Origin of the sequence: Peteryoungia rhizophila, assembly GCF_004912145.1 — a bacterium.
Classification (GTDB): Bacteria; Pseudomonadota; Alphaproteobacteria; order Rhizobiales; family Rhizobiaceae; genus Allorhizobium; species Allorhizobium rhizophilum.
This window is the reverse complement of record NZ_STGT01000001.1, coordinates 204,884-222,650: the sequence shown is the minus strand read 5'-3', so window position 1 is coordinate 222,650 and position 17,767 is coordinate 204,884. Positions and strand designations below refer to the sequence as shown.

Annotated in this window: 14 protein-coding genes; 9 read left to right on the top strand and 5 right to left on the bottom strand. The window is 63.2% G+C overall.

The window, feature by feature from the left end:
* Window positions 1–14 precede the first annotated feature (14 nt).
* Together E9677_RS01120 and lpxK are read left to right on the top strand one after the other, a co-directional pair.
* The gene (locus E9677_RS01120; protein ID WP_136556262.1) at window positions 15–722 is read left to right on the top strand and encodes an HAD family hydrolase; all 708 of its coding nucleotides are present in this window, start codon (window positions 15–17) and stop codon (window positions 720–722) included.
* A 112-nt stretch (window positions 723–834) separates the two neighbouring features.
* A complete protein-coding gene (lpxK, locus tag E9677_RS01115) occupies window positions 835–1,869 on the top strand; it encodes a tetraacyldisaccharide 4'-kinase (protein WP_136556261.1) in 1,035 nt (344 codons plus the stop codon).
* Between the two features lie 3 nt (window positions 1,870–1,872).
* Here the strand turns inward: lpxK and E9677_RS01110 are convergent, their stop codons facing one another.
* Entirely contained in the window at window positions 1,873–2,103 is a 231-nt protein-coding gene (locus E9677_RS01110; RefSeq protein ID WP_168801088.1) for a DUF2093 domain-containing protein, read from the bottom strand.
* A 94-nt stretch (window positions 2,104–2,197) separates the two neighbouring features.
* Window positions 2,198–4,048, bottom strand: coding sequence for a DNA mismatch repair endonuclease MutL (gene mutL / locus E9677_RS01105; protein ID WP_136556259.1), 1,851 nt, complete (start codon window positions 4,046–4,048; stop codon window positions 2,198–2,200).
* 278 nt (window positions 4,049–4,326) lie between these two features.
* On the opposite strand from mutL, the gene E9677_RS01100 reads away from it, so the two are divergent.
* Window positions 4,327–6,093, top strand: a complete 1,767-nt coding sequence (locus tag E9677_RS01100) for a response regulator (protein WP_235882822.1) — start codon at window positions 4,327–4,329, stop codon at window positions 6,091–6,093.
* 112 nt (window positions 6,094–6,205) lie between these two features.
* On the top strand, window positions 6,206–7,567 hold the full coding sequence (locus tag E9677_RS01095) for a putative bifunctional diguanylate cyclase/phosphodiesterase (protein WP_136556257.1): 1,362 nt from the start codon (window positions 6,206–6,208) through the stop codon (window positions 7,565–7,567).
* A 12-nt stretch (window positions 7,568–7,579) separates the two neighbouring features.
* On the opposite strand, the gene E9677_RS01090 is transcribed toward E9677_RS01095, so the two are convergent.
* On the bottom strand, window positions 7,580–8,482 hold the full coding sequence (locus E9677_RS01090; protein ID WP_136556256.1) for a LysR substrate-binding domain-containing protein: 903 nt from the start codon (window positions 8,480–8,482) through the stop codon (window positions 7,580–7,582).
* 88 nt (window positions 8,483–8,570) lie between these two features.
* Between E9677_RS01090 and E9677_RS01085 the strand changes: the two genes are divergently transcribed.
* Both E9677_RS01085 and E9677_RS01080 read left to right on the top strand, forming a co-directional pair.
* Window positions 8,571–10,112, top strand: coding sequence for a trimethylamine methyltransferase family protein (locus E9677_RS01085; RefSeq protein WP_136556255.1), 1,542 nt, complete (start codon window positions 8,571–8,573; stop codon window positions 10,110–10,112).
* Window positions 10,113–10,128: 16 nt separating this feature from the next.
* Window positions 10,129–12,171: an NADH:flavin oxidoreductase gene (locus E9677_RS01080; protein ID WP_136556254.1), complete on the top strand. Its 2,043-nt coding sequence runs from the start codon at window positions 10,129–10,131 to the stop codon at window positions 12,169–12,171.
* A gap of 66 nt (window positions 12,172–12,237) precedes the next feature.
* On the opposite strand, the gene E9677_RS01075 is transcribed toward E9677_RS01080, so the two are convergent.
* A complete protein-coding gene (locus E9677_RS01075) occupies window positions 12,238–12,939 on the bottom strand; it encodes a PRC-barrel domain-containing protein (protein ID WP_136556253.1) in 702 nt (233 codons plus the stop codon).
* A gap of 219 nt (window positions 12,940–13,158) precedes the next feature.
* Window positions 13,159–13,995 carry an SMP-30/gluconolactonase/LRE family protein gene (locus E9677_RS01070; RefSeq protein ID WP_136557147.1) on the bottom strand — a complete coding sequence of 279 codons (837 nt, stop codon included), beginning with the start codon at window positions 13,993–13,995 and terminating at the stop codon, window positions 13,159–13,161.
* Window positions 13,996–14,410: 415 nt separating this feature from the next.
* Here E9677_RS01070 and E9677_RS01065 point away from each other — a divergent pair, with 415 nt between their 5' ends.
* The 3 genes from E9677_RS01065 (at window position 14,411) to E9677_RS01055 (ending at window position 17,765) form a co-directional block, all read left to right on the top strand.
* Window positions 14,411–15,133 (top strand): LuxR family transcriptional regulator, encoded by a 723-nt coding sequence (locus E9677_RS01065; RefSeq protein WP_168801134.1) that lies wholly within the window; start codon window positions 14,411–14,413, stop codon window positions 15,131–15,133.
* Between the two features lie 343 nt (window positions 15,134–15,476).
* Window positions 15,477–16,631 carry an iron-sulfur cluster carrier protein ApbC gene (gene apbC, locus E9677_RS01060; RefSeq protein WP_136556251.1) on the top strand — a complete coding sequence of 385 codons (1,155 nt, stop codon included), beginning with the start codon at window positions 15,477–15,479 and terminating at the stop codon, window positions 16,629–16,631.
* A gap of 156 nt (window positions 16,632–16,787) precedes the next feature.
* Window positions 16,788–17,765, top strand: a complete 978-nt coding sequence (locus E9677_RS01055) for a magnesium transporter CorA family protein (protein ID WP_136556250.1) — start codon at window positions 16,788–16,790, stop codon at window positions 17,763–17,765.
* The last annotated feature ends 2 nt before the right edge of the window (window positions 17,766–17,767 follow it).

The window sequence follows — 17,767 nt, the reverse complement described above, 5'->3', positions numbered from 1 at the left end:
CCAGGATCTCGCCCATGCATGAGAAGCCCCGAATTGCCGGCATTCTGTTCGACAAGGACGGGACGCTGCTCGATTTCGACGCGAGCTGGGGCCCCGTCAATCGCCGGGTGGCACTCATGGCCGCCGATGGCGACGCGGCCCTTGCGGACCGCCTGCTGACCGCGTGCGGCATGGATCCCGTTACCGGTGCGATTGTGCCGGACAGCCTGTTTGCATCTGCCAATACGGTTGAGATCGCCGACGGCATGATCGACGCCGGCTCCCCCTTCACACGGGATGCCCTGGTGCCGAAGATCGACGACTGCTTCGCTGAAGCAGCCCAACTCTCCGTGCCGGTCACCGAGCTCGAGCCGCTTTTTTCCAGGCTGCATGGCAAGGGTCTGCGTCTCGGCATCGCCTCGAGTGATAATGAGCGCTCAATCCGGGTCGCCGCCGAACGCTTTGGCATCCTGCCCTATGTCGATTTCGTCGCCGGCTACGACAGCGGCCATGGCAAGAAGCCGGAGGCCGGCATGGTGCTCGGCTTCTGTGCCGCGACGGGTCTTGTGCCGTCCGAGGTCGCCGTCGTCGGCGACAACAATCACGACCTGCACATGGGGCACAATGCCGGTGCCGGACTCAAGATCGGTGTTCTCTCCGGAACCGGCTCGCGGGAGACGCTTGCCCTTCACTCCGACCTGGTCCTGGCTGATATCACCGAGCTCGAAGCGGCGATCAACTGAGGGTTGGCGTGTCATTTCGGCACGGCTCCGCTTGACCATCGGGCGGGCCAGTGGTTCTTGTTGCGCCCAAGGGAAGGCGCCAGAGGGGCGCCGAGGACGGACAGGGACGAGAATGGTATCCGAGGCACCGCCTTTCTGGTGGACCAAGACCGGCTGGCAGGCGATCTGCCTTTATCCGCTCTCCTTCGTCTACGGTCGGATTTCAGGCGCAGTCATGCGCCATCGACGCGGTCACGTCCTGCCGGTCCCCGTGATCTGTATCGGCAATTTCACCATCGGCGGCGCTGGCAAGACCCCGACCGCCATCGCCATTGCACGGGCCGCAAAGGCGAAGGGTTTGACCCCCGGTTTTCTCAGTCGCGGCTATGGCGGCTCCCTCGATGTCACCACTGTCGTTGATCCCCATCACCACCGCTCGACCGCCGTCGGCGACGAGCCGCTGCTGCTCGCCCGCGAGGCATTGACGGTGATCTCCCGCCGCAGGGTGGCCGGGGCCGACAAGCTGGTGGCGGAAGGCGTCGACCTGGTCATCATGGATGACGGCTTCCAGAGCGCCCGTCTCCTGGTCGACTATGCGCTGATCGTTGTCGACAGCATGCGCGGCATCGGCAATGGCTGGGTCGTGCCGTCAGGCCCCGTCCGTGCGCCGCTCGGCGTCCAGATGCGCCAACTCGACGCCATCCTGAAGGTTGGCAAGGGCGACGCCGCTGACCAGTTCGTCCGTCAGGCCTCGCGGAGCGGCAAGCCGGTCCTGGTCGCCAATGTCGTGCCACAGGCAGGCGAGGATCTAATCGGTCGGTCGGTATTGGCTTACGCAGGCATTGCCGATCCCAACAAGTTCTATCGCACGCTGCAGGAACTGGGCGCGGTGATCGCCGACCGCCAGGATTTCCCCGACCACCATCACCTGGCCGACGACGAAATCGCCGATCTGCTCGCCCGCGCCGAAAGGCAGGGTCTGCAGCTGGTGACCACGGCCAAGGACAGTGTCCGTCTGTCGGGCGGCCATGGCAGGTCTGGGGAGCTTCAGGAAAGATCGAGGGTCGTGGATGTCGATATGATCTTCGACGACCCGAAGGCGCCGGACCTGATCATCGACCGGGCGATCGAGGCCTGCCGGCGCCGGCGTCTCGGCACGAAGGCCTGAGCCTCAGCGCCGCTGGTTGGGCAGGGCGCCCACGCGCTTTTCCGCTTCCAGCGAAGCGGCTGCATCCGCGTAGGCCTCTTGCCGCGCCACGCTCCAGTATTTCAATTCGTCGACCAGCACCGGGCGCCCGGTGATCGCGCAGGTGACGAAGGTCCCCGGTGTCAGGATCTGGAAATCGGCATCGAGATAGCGGATCTTGGCCTCGCGGTTGCCGCCGCCTTCGAAACGGTTCATCACTCTTCTCCTGCGCCGCGTGTCACGGAATTGCAATACAGCGCCCTCCGGGCGATTGAAAGATGGCTCGCCGCAAAACCTGGCATCCGGCCGCTCAGCTACGCCCGAACAGCCGTTCGATGTCAGAGAGCTTGAGCTCCACATAGGTCGGGCGCCCGTGATTGCACTGCCCGGAGCCCGGCGTCTGCTCCATCTGCCGCAAAAGCGCGTTCATCTCCTCGACCCGCAGTCGCCGGCCTGATCGTACAGACCCATGGCAAGCCATGGTCGCTGCGACATGTTCCAGCTTGGCCGACAGCCGGTCGGCCGTGTCCCATTCGGCGATCTCGTCGGCGAGGTCGCGCACCAGCTGCGCCGCATCCATCTCGCCCAGCATCGCCGGCGTCTCGCGCACGGCGATCGCTCCCGGACCGAAGCGCTCGATCGCAAGCCCCAGCTGCTCCAGGCTCTCGGCATGGGTCATCAGCCGGTCGCAATCCTCTTCCGGAAGATCGACGATGTCTGGAATGAGCAGGCCCTGCGAGGGAAGACGGCGGCCGGTCAATGCCTTGCGCATCTGCTCGAAGACCAGCCGCTCATGGGCCGCATGCTGGTCGACGATCACGAGCCCGTCTTCCGTCTGCGCCACGATGTAATTGGCATGCACCTGCGCCCGCGCGGCCCCGAGCGGATAACTCGCGATTGCCTCGACCGAACCGCCCTGGGGGGCAGGGGAGGCCGGAGCCGGTTCGCTCCGGGCAGTTGGCATGGACAGGCTGTCGAATGCAACCTGCGCCGCCTCGGCAAAGCCATGTGCGGCAGGTGCCGCCGCAGCAGCAAAGCCGCCACTGAAGCTCGGCGCACTGCCGTAGAGCGGCCGCGACGGCGAATTGGCCGGCGACCACGCCTGGGCCGGCTGCGGCGAGAACCCGGGACGGAAGGCGCGCAGCATGCCGCCGGCGCCCGTGGTCGCCGCCCGGTCGCCTTCTCTTTGCAGGGACTGCCTGATAGCACCGACGATGAGGCCGCGCACCAGCGCCGGATCACGAAAGCGCACATCCGATTTCGCCGGATGCACGTTGACGTCGACCAGCGCTGGATCGAGCGTCAGCGAAAGCACGGCCACCGGATAGCGCCCCTGCGGGATCGTCTCGGCATAGGCGCCGCGGATCGCAGACAGGATCTGCTTGTCCTGCACGGGCCGCCCGTTGACGAAGGCATATTGATGGGCGGAATTGCCCCGGTTGAAGGTCGGCACGCCGGCAAAGCCGGAAAGTCGCACATCTTCGCGCTCGGCGTCGAGCTCGATCGCATTGTCCTTGAACTCGGCCCCCAGGACCTGCGCGATGCGCGCCAGATGGTCGTCGCCGGTGCCGGGAAATTCGAGCGTCGAGCGGTCGGTGCCCGAAAGCACGAAGCGGATTGCCGGGAAGGCAATCGCCATGCGCTTGACGATCTCGGTGATCGCGCCCGCTTCGGCCTTTTCGGTCTTCATGAACTTCAGGCGCGCGGGTGTCGCAAAGAAGAGATCGCGCACCTCGACCGTCGTGCCCGGATTGGCCGCTGCCGGGCGCACATCGCCCATCTTGCCGCCGACAACCGCGATTTCCGCGCCACTGTCGGCGCCGGACGGACGGCTGGTGATCGTCAGCTTCGCGACCGAGCCGATCGATGGCAGGGCCTCGCCGCGAAAACCGAGCGAGCGGATGTCGAACAGCGTCTCGCTGAGCTTCGAGGTGCAATGCCGGCGAATGGCGAGGGCCAGATCCTCCGGCCCCATGCCGCAGCCATTGTCGATCACGCGCAACAGCGTCTTGCCGCCGCCGGCCGTCGCCACCTCGATCCGGGTAGCGCCTGCGTCGATCGCGTTCTCGATCAATTCCTTCGCTGCACTGGCCGGCCGTTCGATGACCTCGCCCGCTGCGATCTGGTTGATGAGCGTTTCGGAGAGCTGCTTGATGTTCATCGGACCATTTTCGCGGATTCGGGTCGCCGACGAAAGGTGAAATCGCAAGATGTGGCCGCTCATGCCCATCATTAAGCGGGCCTTAACGGAATGTCTCTAGTTTGAACAATGACTTGCAATGTCTCTGCAGCAGGTCTGCTGGCAGCGGAATGAGGACACGGGCCGGAGTGCTCCTCGATTTCACCCCTGCCCGAAGGCTCCCCGGCATGCGTCCGTCATGGCATCGGCCCGATGCAATACTCGCTGCCATCAGCGGCGAGGTTCCCAGAGGCAGCAGTGTGAGCGAGTTTCCACCGGTCCCCGGCCTGGACAAGAGAGTTGAGGGGCACGACACTCCGTCGACCGAAGCCTCCCTCGACGCTGCCCTGCTGGATGCCGTTTCGGAAGCCTTTTCCGCGGCCTTCATCGTCTACGATCGCCACGACCGTCTGATTTTCGCCAGCCGCAGCGCCCGCCAGTTCATGCCGCTGCCGTCGTCCTTTTTTACGCCCGGAACCCGCCTGCGAGACATTCTCGGTGCAGCTTACGATGCGGGGCTTCGCCATGCGGCCAGTGGTCAGTCCGAAAGCGCTCCGCTGAGCCGTGAGGAATGGCTGACCGGCCAGATCGCCGCCCATTGGAAAGAACGTTCGGAATTTCAGTCCACGTCCGATGGCAAGCGCTGGACCCGCTTCTCCAAGCGCCGCCTTTCGACTGGTTTCGGCTTCTGCCTGATGAGCGACATCACAGAGCAGAAGCGCCGCGAGGACCAGTGGCGCGCCGATATCGAGCGTGTGCAGCTGACCGAGGAAATCCTCGACAATCTCGCCCATCCGGTCTTCGTCCAGGATCGCAATCTCCAGCTCGTCGCAGTCAATAAGGTTTTCTGCTCGGCCGTTGCCGTCGGCGCGGACAATGCGCTTGGCGGATCGATCACCAGTTTCTTCGAGCCCGAGGTCGCCGCCCGACTGTCGGCCGCCTCGCTCCAGGTCCTGGAGACAGGCGTCACATCCTCGCTCACCGTGCCGATGCGGCTCTATGGTGATCCGGCGCGCCCAAATCTCGTTCACGTGCAGCGTGTCGGTAAGCCAGGCCGCTACCTCGTCGTGGCGAGCCTCGGTGAGGTGGGCGTCACGGCGGACATGGAACCCTCCTATCCGGTTGAGCCGGTCGCCTCGCCATATGATGCCGCCCATGATCATGGCGTGGTCGACGGACGGCTCACCGGCCGCAAGGCCCTGCTCGTCACAGGCGACCGCGAATTCGAGACCCGCGCCCTCGAAATCCTGCAGCTGCTCGGTCTCGACAGCTGTTGTGTCCGCGACGACCAGGAGCTCGACGCCTTCCTGTCCGTTGCCCGTTCGGTCGGCGTGGTGGTCGATCTTGCGATCGTCGACGTCGATCTCGACATGCGCTGCCTCGAACTGTTGCAGGCGGTTGATGTCGATTACATCACGCTGCCGGCATCGGAGATCGTCGGCGACCTTGCCTTCAGTGTGCTCGATCGCATGACCGCACTCAGGGCTGCCCCCCTGCCGGCAGACGACTGGGAAATCTCCACGGAAGAGTCCCCGCCGCCGCCCATGCCTGCCCAGGTGCCGCGTCCCGAGGCGAGGCTCCCGGATATCAGCAGCCACCCCGTCCCGGCTCCGGCGGCTGCCCCGCCGTCTCCCTCGCTGGTCCTCGTCGCGGAAGACAACGAGATCAACCAGATCGTCTTTTCCCAGATCCTCGAAGGTCTGGGTTATGCCTACCGCATCTGTGTCGATGGCGAGACGGCGGTCCGCCTGTCGGGTGAATTGAAGCCGGCGATCATTCTGATGGATGTCACGCTTCCCGGCATCAACGGCTTTGAGGCGGCCCGCCGCATCCGTCAAATGCCGCAGGTGGGGCAGGCACCAACACCCATCATTGGTGTTCTCGCGCAAGCTTTCGATCGCGACCGCGAGGCCTGTTTCGCCTCCGGCATGGACGATGTGATCCTGAAGCCGCTCAGCCCCGATGTCATCGAGCAGGCGATCCGCCGCCTCGTACCTGACATCGCCCGGCTCGCCTCGACCGCCTGAACACCCGATTATTGAGGTGTTTCTGGCGTCTGCTCTGCGTGTATCGATATGATAGTTTTAATGTTTTAGCCCCATTCTGGCACGCGTGGATAGAACCGTACCAGGAGCATGAATGGGTGCCGCCGGAATCGCCTCTGACCCGCATGGTCAGGGCGACCAGAAGACGACAGGCTATACCGATCGATTGACCGGCCTCGGCAACCGCCACCGGCTGGGCGACAAGGTGCGCCAGCTTGCCGCCGATCGCGCGACCGATCCCGCTCCCTTCACCGTCGGCATCGTCAATCTCGATGGCTTCAAACCGATCAACGATCTTTTCGGCCAGGCCGCCGGCGATGAAATCCTTTGCCAGGTCGCCCACCGCCTGAAAGCCTGCGCCCCGGACGGTGCCACCGTCACCCGCCACGACGGCGACGAATTCGCCATCGTCCTGCCGCTGGTCTTCGAGCGCCTCGGCGCCGAACGCGCCGGCCAGTTGATCAAGGACGTCCTGTCGGCCCCTTACGACCTTGGCGACCGCAATGTGCGCCTTTCCGCGTCCCTCGGTTTCGCCGTCTATCCCTTTGCCGGCGAGGATTTCGAAGAGCTGATGAAGAGCGCCGAGACGGCGCTTTACCGCTCGAAGCGCCGTGGCCGTGGCCAGATCACCGTTTATTCCCGTGAGATCGCCCAGGAGATGAAACAGGCGACGCAGCTCGAACAGGCGCTGCGCAACGCCATCATCAACGACACCGTCGATGTCCACTTCCAGCCGATCGTCCGGTTGCGCGACAACAGGGTCGTCGGCTTCGAGGCGCTTGCCCGCTGGATCGATCCTGATCTCGGCTTCGTCTCGCCGGCCGTCTTCGTACCGCTCGCCGAAGAGCGGGGCTTCATCGACACGCTGTCGGAAACGCTGCTGCGCAAGGCCGCCGAAGCGACGCTCGCCTGGCCGCGCGATCTCTTCCTCTCCTTCAATCTTTCTTCGGTCCAGCTGATGGACCTCCGGACATCCTTCAACACGCTCTCGATCCTCAACAGCGTCGGCTTTGATCCGCGTCGGCTGGAACTCGAAATCACCGAGACGGCGGTCATGTCCTCGGCCGACACCGCTCGGCGCATCATCAAGGAGTTGAAGGATGCCGGCATCCGCATCTCGTTGGATGATTTCGGCACTGGCCAGTCGAGCCTCGGTCGCCTGCGCGAATTCACCTTCGACAAGGTGAAAATCGACCGCGCTTTCGTCTCGGCGATCACCACCGACCGCACCTCCGAACACATTATCAAGGCGATCGTCAGCATGTGCGAAGGTCTCGACCTCGAGGTCGTCGCGGAAGGCATCGAGACGGAATGCGAAGCGCAGAAGCTGCGAGAACTCGGTTGCGGCATGGGGCAGGGATATTATTTCGGCAGGCCTGCGGATGCCGCCACCACCCTGCGTTACCTCGCCGAGCATCATCACGACTTCGCACTCGTCGATCGCGCGACCGCCTGATCCTGCTGTCGCTCAGGTCTGCTTCAGCAGCCAGTCGCGCACCCGTGTCGCGGCCGCACTCAGCTCCCGTGACCTTGGCCAGACCACATGGAAGGCCTGCCCTGTCCGGAGCGCATGACCGCCCACCTCGACGAGCTGTCCTTGGCTCACCAGCCGTTCCACCAGATGCCGCCAGCCGAGCGATATGCCCTGGCCCGCCAGCACCGCCTGGATGACAAGCACATAGTCGTTGATCGCGAGCCGCCGCCCGGTCGGCCGATAATCGATGCCGGCAGAGGCGAACCATTCCGGCCAGCTGCAGGCTTGGCGTACCGGCTCTTCCAGCCAGATCAGCCGATGCCGCGATAGAGCCGCCGGGCTGTCCGGCAGCCCGTTCGCCTCGACGAAAGCGGGGCTCGCAACGGCTGACACGACTTCGGCGGCGAGTTCGGCCGAATGATAATGCGGCCAGTCCGTGGGATCGCCACCGCGCACCCCGAGCGGGATATCCTCCTCATCGAGGTCGAGATCGCGCACGCTCGTCTGGATCCTGAGATCGATATCGGGCAGGTCGTCCCGAAGCGCCGAAAGCCGCGGCAACATCCACATCGAGGCGAATGCCGTGGAAGCAGCCAGCGTGACGTTCACCTCGCGGCCCTTGCTGCGGATCTCCTCCGCCGCCCGCCCGATGCGCGAAAGTCCAGCCGAAACATCGGCATGAAACCGCTCGCCCACCTCGGTCAGTCTGGCCGCCCTGTGCTGACGTTCGAAGAGCGGTGTCCCGAGCTGCTGTTCCAGACCGCGGATCGCATAGGATACCGCGACCTGCGACATGCCCAGTTCCTGAGCTGCACGGGTGAAGTTCTCGTGTCGGCCGGCCGCCTCGAAGATCACGAGCGCATTGGCCGAGGGAATGAGACTGCGAAAGCTTGTCATAAGGTGAGCTTATCGCATCTCCAGCATTTTTCCAGCGTCACAGGGAGGTAGGCCTCGAATAGCCTTCTCAAAAATGAGGGGAAAAGCCATGGACCAGGCAATTGCGGAAAATCCGGCAACTCGCAGACAGCGCCCAACGCGGCGCGGTGGAGCGATCGTCTCGCCGCTGGTGGTGCCTTTCATCCGGCGCAACATCCCGACCTACGACATCCTGTCGGAGGAAAACCTGCTGCGGATCGAGGCGGTTGCAGATCGCATCCTGGCCGAGATCGGCATCGAGTTTCGTGACGATCCGGCAGCCCTCGACCTGTGGCGCGAGGCCGGAGCCGAGATGGATGGCCTTCGCGTTCGTTTCCCCAAGGGCATGCTGCGCGAAATTCTTGCCTCTGCCCCATCTATTTTCACCCAGCACGCGCGCAATCCGGCCAACAATGTCGAGATCGGCGGCAATGCCGTGGTCTTCTCACCGGCCTACGGCTCGCCCTTCGTCATGGACCTCGACAAGGGCCGCCGCTACGGCACGATCGAGGATTTCCGCAACCTGATCAAGCTCGCCCAGTCCTCGCCCTGGCTGCACCATTCCGGCGGCACGATCTGCGAGCCGGTCGACGTTCCCGTCAACAAGCGCCATCTCGATATGGTCTACAGCCATATGAAATATTCCGACCGCGCCTTCATGGGCTCGGTGACCGCCGAGGACCGCGCCGAGGAATCGATCGAGATGGCCCGCATCCTCTTCGGCGCCGATTTCGTCGACGCCAACTGCGTCATCCTGGGCAATGTCAACGTCAACTCGCCGCTGGTCTGGGACGGCACGATGACGAGGGCTCTCAGGGCCTATGCCCGCGCCAATCAGGCCGCGGTGATCGTGCCCTTCATCCTCGGCGGAGCCATGGGCCCGGTCACCAATGCCGGTGCGATCGCCCAGGCCCTGGCGGAAACCATGGCCGGCTGTGCGCTCACCCAGCTCGAGCGCCGTGGCGCGCCTGTCATCTTCGGCAATTTCCTGTCTTCCATGTCGCTGCGTTCGGGCTCGCCCACCTTCGGCACGCCGGAACCGGCGATCGGCTCGATGGTCATCGGGCAATTGGCGCGAAGGTTGAAACTACCGCTCCGCTGCGCCGGCAACTTCTCCAATTCCAAGCTGCCCGATGCCCAGGCCATGCAGGAGGGCGTCATGTCGATGCTTTCGGCCGTGCATTGCGGGGCCAACTTCGTCCTGCATTCGGCCGGCTTCGTTGATGGCCTGCTTGCCATGTCCTACGAGAAATTCGTCATGGACACTGATTTCTGCGGCGCCCTGCATTCCTACCTCGCCGGTGTGGTCGTGGATGACAACACGCTCGCCATGGATGCTTTCGAGGAAGTCGGCCCGGGCAGCCATTTCCTCGGCTCGGCCCATACGATGCGCAATTACCAGACCGCCTTCTGGGACTCTGCACTGTCGGACAACGAACCGTTCGAGAAGTGGTCCGAGGCCGGTTCCACCGACATGGCGACAAGGGCGAATGCGCGCTGGAAAAAGACGCTCGCCGAATACGAAGCGCCGCCTTTGGACATCGCCATCGACGAGGCGCTCCTAGACTATGTGGATCGGACGAAGCGCGCCAAGCCGGACGCCTGGTATTGAATAGGACGCATGAAGCATGAATGAGAGCCGGGACCCGCTTCTCCAGCCTTTCCAGCTGAAACACCTCACCCTCAAGAACCGCATCATGTCGACGGCGCACGAGCCGGCCTATTCGGAAGCCGGCATGCCGACCGAGCGTTACCGGCTCTATCATGTTGAAAAGGCCAAGGGCGGCATTGCGCTCACCATGACGGCGGGTTCCGCCAGCGTCAGCCGCGACAGCCCGCCCGCCTTCGGCAACCTGCTCGCCTGGAAGGACGAGGTTGTCCCGCATCTGAAGCGCCTGACCGACGACTGTCACGAGCATGGCTGCGCCGTGATGATCCAGCTCACCCATCTTGGCCGTCGCACCAACTGGAACAAGGGGGATTGGCTTCCGGTGCTGGCACCTTCGCCGATCCGAGAACCGGCGCACCGCCATTTCCCCAAGGAAATCGAGGACTGGGACATCGAGCGCATCGTCGCCGACTATGCGAGTGCCGCCGCCCGCATGCAGGAGGCCGGCCTCGATGGCATCGAGTTTGAAGCCTATGGCCACCTGATGGACAGCTTCTGGTCGCCTGCGACCAATCGCCGTGACGACGAATTCGGCGGTTCGCTGGACAATCGCATGCGCTTCTCCAACATGGTCATTGAGGCCGTCCGCAAGGCTGTCGGCCCGGATTTCATCGTCGGCATCCGCATGGTCGCCGACGAGGACTGGGATAAGGGCCTTTCCCGCGACGAGGGCGTGGAAATTGCCAAGCGCTTCGCGGCTGGCGGCAAGATCGACTTCCTGAACATCATCAGAGGCCACATCGAGCACGACGCCGCGCTCAACAATGTCATCCCGATCCAGGGCATGGCGGCCTCGCCGCATCTCGATTTCGCCGGCGACGTCCGCGCGGCGACCAAATTCCCCGTCTTCCACGCCGCCCGCATTGCCGATGTCGCAACGGCCCGCCATGCGATCGCCGAGGGCAAACTCGACATGGTAGGCATGACCCGTGCCCATATCGCCGATCCGCACATCGTCCGGAAGATCGTCGAGGGCCGCGAGGACCAGATCCGCCCTTGCGTCGGTGCGACCTACTGTCTCGACCGCATCTATGAAGGGGGCGAAGCTCTCTGCATCCACAATGCTGCGACCAGCCGTGAAGCACTGATCCCCCACGAATTGCCCAAGGCAGAGAGAGCTCGCAAGGCCGTGGTCGTCGGGGCAGGGCCGGCCGGGCTGGAAGCTGCCCGCGTGCTGGCCGAGCGCGGCCACCAGGTCGAAGTCCTCGAAGCCTCGGGCAAGGCCGGTGGTCAGGTCAACCTGCTCACTCGCAATCCGCGCCGCCGGGAAATGGTTGGTATCGTCGATTGGCGCTTGGCCGAGTTGGATCGTCTCGGCGTGACCATCCATTATGACACCTATGCTGGCGCTGACGACGTGCTCGCCTTCGAGCCGGATGTGGTCGTGGTCGCCACCGGCGGCATAGCCCAGTCGTCGGAACTCGAACATGGCGAGGATCTCGTCACGTCGAGCTGGGATATCCTGGCCGGTGCCGTAAAGCCGGAAGGCCCCGTCCTGCTCTTCGACGACAATGGCGGCCATCAGGGCATGAGTGCTGCGGAAGTCATCGCCAATGCGGGTGTCGAGCTTGAACTGGTTTCGCCCGAGCGCTTCTTTGCGCCCGAGATGGGCGGCATGAACCATGTGCCCTACGCAAAGACCTTTGCGGAGAAGAACGTCAGGGTCACGATCAATACAAGGCTGGCCGGTGTTCGCCGGGAAGGCAATGGACTGGTCGCCACGCTTGGCTCGGATTTTTCGGATGTGACCGTGGAACGCCGCGTCGCCCAGGTGGTGGTCGAACATGGCACCATGGCCAATGCCGATCTTTACCTTGAGCTGAAGCCCCTGTCGCGAAATCGGGGCGCTGTGGATTATTCGGCTCTCATCGCACGGCAGTATCCGCTGCCGATGAAGGACGAGGCGGCTGAGTTCGAGCTGTTGCGCATCGGCGATGCGGTCGAGAGCCGCAATATCCATGCGGCAATCTATGATGCGCTGCGTTATTGCAGTTTGCTGTAGCAGAAACGGAAAAGGCGGCGCCGAAGCGCCGCCCGTCAGGACCGAGATACGCCCCTCGTTCGAGGATTAATTGTCCGTCGAAGAGGTCGTGGTGCCGTCGGTCGGCATTGTCGTGCCGCCCGTGCTGCTTGCATCGGCAGCCTGATCATCCAGCGTGCGGAATTCCGGCGCGTTGGTCAGGCTTTCGGCAGTTTCCGTCGTCGTGAGGCGAACTTCGGCATCAGCAACCCGTTCGACATCCGTCGTCGCCGTGGTGTCAGTTGTGGCCGCCGTACCGGTCGTTGCCGTGCCGTCCGTCGTGTTCATGGCAGCAGAATCGTCCATCTCGCGGGAGATGGTGATCTTGTCAAACGGAATGGCGACGTTCTTTTCGCCGATCCCGAGGAAGCCGCCCACGCCGACGACAGCTGCGACGATGCCGCCATTGTCTTCGACCAGCAGGTCGTTGATGTCACCGATCGACTGGTTGTCGGCGGTGTAAATCGGCTGACCCATGAAATCGTTGACCGAGATCTGGCTTTCGGCCTGTTCCGTCAGATAGGTGGCGGAGCCGGCAGCGTCGGGCGTGGTCTGAGCAGTGGTGCCCATCGAGCCGGTCGTGCCGTCCGTGGAAGCGTCAGGGGTGACGGGAGCCGGGGTGGCTGCGCCATCGGTTGCGGCCGGCGGAGTCATCGTGGTGCCGGTGGCATCCTGTGCGACGGCAAACGGAGCCATGGCGGTGGAGCTAAGCAGCAGGGCTGCGGCGAGGGTCTTGAGAGACTTGTTCATGATGGACCTACCTTTCCTCTGAGATGGTCTGCGACTGACGCTGCCTGTTGTCTTGGTGACTGCGGCGGCGTCGGTTCGAGAGGAAAATGTCCGGGGGGCGGCTTCGTTCCGTCAGAAGATGCAGGTTTATTTTACCCGTCTGACGGGAACAAAATGACCGTTCGGCGGTTTGCCGGCCCCCGCATCAGGGCCGGCTACTTCTTGAATTGCGGAATGAAATCAAAGCTTGAAGCGTGGCTCGGCCTTGCCCTTCACGCTTACGCCGAGATCGAATGTCGCTCCTGCAAGCGGATCGGCTGCCCGCTCCTCGTCCGACAGTCCCTCGAAGCACGAGGTGACGGCGAGCCGGTCCAAACCTTCGCCAAAGAAGGCGGGGCAGGTGGGGCGGCGCATCGGAGCTGCGTAGCGGGCGATATGGCGACCGTCCGGGCTGTAGCGGTCGACGCCGCCGCCGTCCCAGTTCGAATTCCAGATCGTGCCCTCGAGATCGACGACCGAGCCGTCGATGACGCCATCGCGTTGGGATTGGTCGATGAAGACGGTCGGCTCGGCGACCGGAAGCCCGGTCGCGGGGTCGAGCGCCACCCGCATCATGTGATTGACCTTCGAGTCGTTGAAATAGCCGACGGACCCGTCGGGCGAGAAGCAGATGCCGTTCGGAATGCTGACGGCGTTGAAAAGCTTGGTCACCACGGTGCCGGCCACGTGGTAGATCGCGCCCGCTCCCGTTTCGGCCGTGCGGCTCATCGTGCCGATCCACAGCGCACCGCTCGGATGCACCCGCCCGTCATTCGAACGGTTCTGCGGCTTGTCTTCGATCGCGGCGTAAGAAGACAGGGTGCCGCTGACGCTGTCGCGCAGGAAGAGCCCCTGGTCGGAGGCGATCAACTGCCGCGTCTCGTCGATCACGGCCAGAACGCTGCCGAGGAAAGGGAGCGCATGTTTCTTCAGGCCGCCGGCTTTGACGTCGAGTTCGCACAGCGTCTTGCCGAGGATGTCGAACCAGAAGAGCGAGCCTGAGAGCGGGTCGTAGGTCGGACCTTCGCCCAGTTCCATGCGGTCCTCGGTCAGTACCTTGCCGTTGAAGCTTTCTGTCGCAATCACGCCTGTCCTCCTTGTCGATGGTGATCTCTACCTAGCCGCGCGTTTCCGGTCGCAGACAGCCGTTTACGGTAAAATTGATGGGGTATCTGGACCCTGTGAGCTTTACAAGTCTATGCTCCAGCACCCGAGGGAAGAGATTCGTTTTCGCATCACCTCAGGTGTCTTTCTCACAGTCCGTTGCAGGTCCGAAGAACAGGTGTGTGGCCGGACTTGAAGTGATGGCGTGACGCTTGGAGTTCATCAGGCCTTTCCGATTTGTGGCCAATGGCAGGTAGCTAAAACATTTGACGTATACGTCTTCGACAAGCTTCCCGAAAATCATGACCGGTGATCCGGTTAGGATCTGTGTGTGATGACGAACCAGGACATGGCATCTGCCGCCCGCGTCGAAGGCTTGGTCGCCGATGTAAAGGTCTTCAAGACCCAGTTCGACGTCTTTCGTTTCATGAAGCGCGTGACCGAACTCTATGGCGCCCGCGCCTTCATGGTGCTCAACATGCCAGGCTCCACCGCGCAGGACCTGGGCAGCAGTTCGATCATTACCAACTGGCCCGCCGATCTTCTGACGGAATTCGATCAGGTGTCGCTATTGGCGGGAAGCCCAGTGCTTGCGCATCTGCGGCGCTCTTCGATCCCGCTGCGCTTCGACATCGACGATGTGGCACTTCAGCGCGACGCCAAGTCCGGCGAAGTTTCCAAGGCTCTTTTCACCCGCTTCCGCATGAACCGCGGGGCCTACTTCCCGGTTCACGATGCGGCCGGCGCCCGCGGCGCCATCTCTTTCATCGGTGATCGCGAGCCTTTCGACACCCGGGAAATGATGGAGCTCGCCTATCTCGCGGCCCATATCTTCAATCGGCTCGCCGAGATCCGCGAGATGGACAGCCGCAGCAGCGACATGCTGACCGAACGCGAGCTCGATTGCCTGAACTGGACGGCCGCCGGCAAGACCAGTGTCGAGATCGCCGAGATCCTGACCCTCTCCGAGCACACGATCAATCACTACCTCAACCGTGCCACCAAAAAGCTGGACGCGGTGAACCGCACCCAGGCGGTCGCCAAGGCGCTGCGCCTCGGCTTGATCAAGTAAGTGTAAACGCTGGTGCATTTTTGTGCGCCATGCCTGGGCGCCGCCTACTTTGCTGGCATTTTGCCCTGTCTTCGGCGCCTTGTGTCGCCTTCAGCCTGCATTTCCGGTTACTTTTCGTCTGGCACGCTTCCTGCATTCAAAGTGTCAGTCCAGAGGGGACGTTGCACGACACCCTACAAAGGGTGCAGCCTGACAAGCCGCCGCGGGGGGTGCTCTCCGCAGGCGGCTTGTCTGTTTCTGCCGCAATGGTCGCACCTCGTCGCCGCTTTTGCTGTTGGCGAACGCCTCCTGCTCCATTATCTGCATTCGCAGACATGGAAGACCGAGCGGAAAGAATATTGAAATGACCGAACTGTCGCGTGATCAGGTGATTGAGGCGCTGAAGGGAATCCGGGGGCCCGATCTCGACGGCAATATCGTCGATCTGGGCATGGTCTCCGATGTCTTCATTTCCGACGCCAAGGTCTATTTTTCCATCAATGTGCCGGCCGAGCGCGCCCAGGCACTCGAACCGCTGCGCCAGGCCGCCGAACGCACGGTCAAGGCGCTGCCGGGCGTGAAGGGCGCCGTGGTCAGCCTGACCGCCGAGCGCAAGCAGGGCTCTGCACCACCACCGCCCCGGCCGCAGCCGTCGGCGCCCGCGCATGGACACGCCCACAATCATGGGCCGGCCCCGAGTGGTCCGCAACGCACGAAGGCCGGCGTACCCGGCATCGATGCCATCATCGCGGTCGCCTCCGGCAAGGGCGGCGTCGGCAAGTCGACGACCGCGGTCAACCTGGCGCTCGCGCTGAAAGCCAACGGCTTGCGTGTCGGTATTCTCGACGCCGACGTCTACGGCCCCTCCATGCCGCGCCTCCTGGGCATTACCGGTCGCCCGCAGCAGATCGAGAACCGCATCATCGTGCCCATGGAAAATTATGGCATCAAGGTCATGTCCATGGGCTTCCTCGTCGACGAGGGCACGGCGATGATCTGGCGTGGGCCGATGGTCCAGTCGGCGCTGATGCAGATGCTGCGCGAAGTCGCCTGGGGCGATCTCGACGTGCTCGTGGTGGACATGCCGCCCGGCACCGGCGACGCGCAGCTGACCATGGCCCAGCAGGTGCCGCTGTCAGGCGCCGTCATCGTCTCTACGCCGCAGGACTTGGCCCTGATCGATGCCCGCAAGGGGTTGAACATGTTCAACAAGGTCGAGGTGCCGGTGCTCGGCATCGTCGAAAACATGAGCTACTTCATCGCTCCCGATACCGGCAATCGCTACGACATATTCGGCCATGGCGGTGCGAGGACGGAAGCCGAGACCATCGGCGTGCCTTTCCTCGGCGAGGTGCCGCTCACCATCTCCATCCGCGAGACCTCGGATGCCGGAACGCCCGTCGTGGTCAGCGAGCCCGACGGTCCGCAGGCGAAGATCTATCGCGACATCGCGACGAAGGTCTGGGAGCAGGTGAAGGCCCGCTCCGGTCGCGCGGCGCCCTCGATCGTCTTCGAGTGATCTGAGGCGGCAGCGCCGCAAGGCCCCCTCGTGTTGTAGGGCCCAGTCGTGCACCGGCTGCATTGCTGTGCTGCAGCAATTGCTTTGGCTTTCGTTCCGGGTCTATGATTGTGTCCGTGCTTTAATTGCGCCGCGTGCCATGAAGGTGACCAGTCCTTGATCAGGGCCTATCGAAGAGACGGAAGTGTCGAAGTCATCGGCATGGAGCCGGCACAAGGCGATTTTTCCGAAGACATCATCTGGATCGATCTGATCAAGCCGACCCGCGAGGAAGAGCATCTCGTCGAGGACCGGATCGGGATTCCGCTTCCGACGCCGGAAGAGCTGAAGGATATCGAGCCGTCCAGCCGTCTCTATGTCGAGCACGACGCGATCTATATGACTGCTTCGCTGCTGTACCGGACAGATTCCACCTATCCTTTGCTGACCGACGTCGCCTTCATCCTGTATCGCGGCCGTCTGATCACCATCCGTTACGCCGAGCCGAAATCCTTCGCGCTGTTCAGCGCCAGCCTGTTGCGGATGAATGGCCAGTGCGATACCGGCGCAAAGCTGCTCGGCCACCTTCTCGAGGCAATCGTCGACCGCACCGCCGAGATCCTGGAAATGCTTGCTGCCCGCCTCGATGCCCTGTCGATCACCATCTTTGTCAACCGAAAAGCTGCCAAGCGCCGGCCGCCGCGCTTTCTCGAAGACAAGCTTCTCGATATCGCCAGCCATCACCAGCTGGTCAGCAAGTTGCGCGACAGCCTCGTTTCGCTGTCGCGCCTCGTGATTTTCCTCCAGTCGCAGCCGATCGTGCGGCATGAGGAAGAGGCCGCCGAACTCTGCACCATCGTCGCCAGGGACATCCAGTCGCTCGGCGAGCATGCGGCTTTCGTCGGTACCAACATCACCTTCATGCTCGATGCCTCGCTCGGCCTGATCAATGTCGAGCAGAATGCCATCATCAAGATCTTCTCGATCGCCTCGGTGGTCTTCCTGCCCCCCACCCTGGTCGCATCGATCTACGGCATGAATTTTCAGTTTATGCCGGAACTCGGATGGAACTTCGGATACCCGCTGGCGCTTTTCGCCATGCTTTTGTCCGCCATCATCCCCTTCCTGTTTTTCCGTTGGAAAGGCTGGCTCTGAAG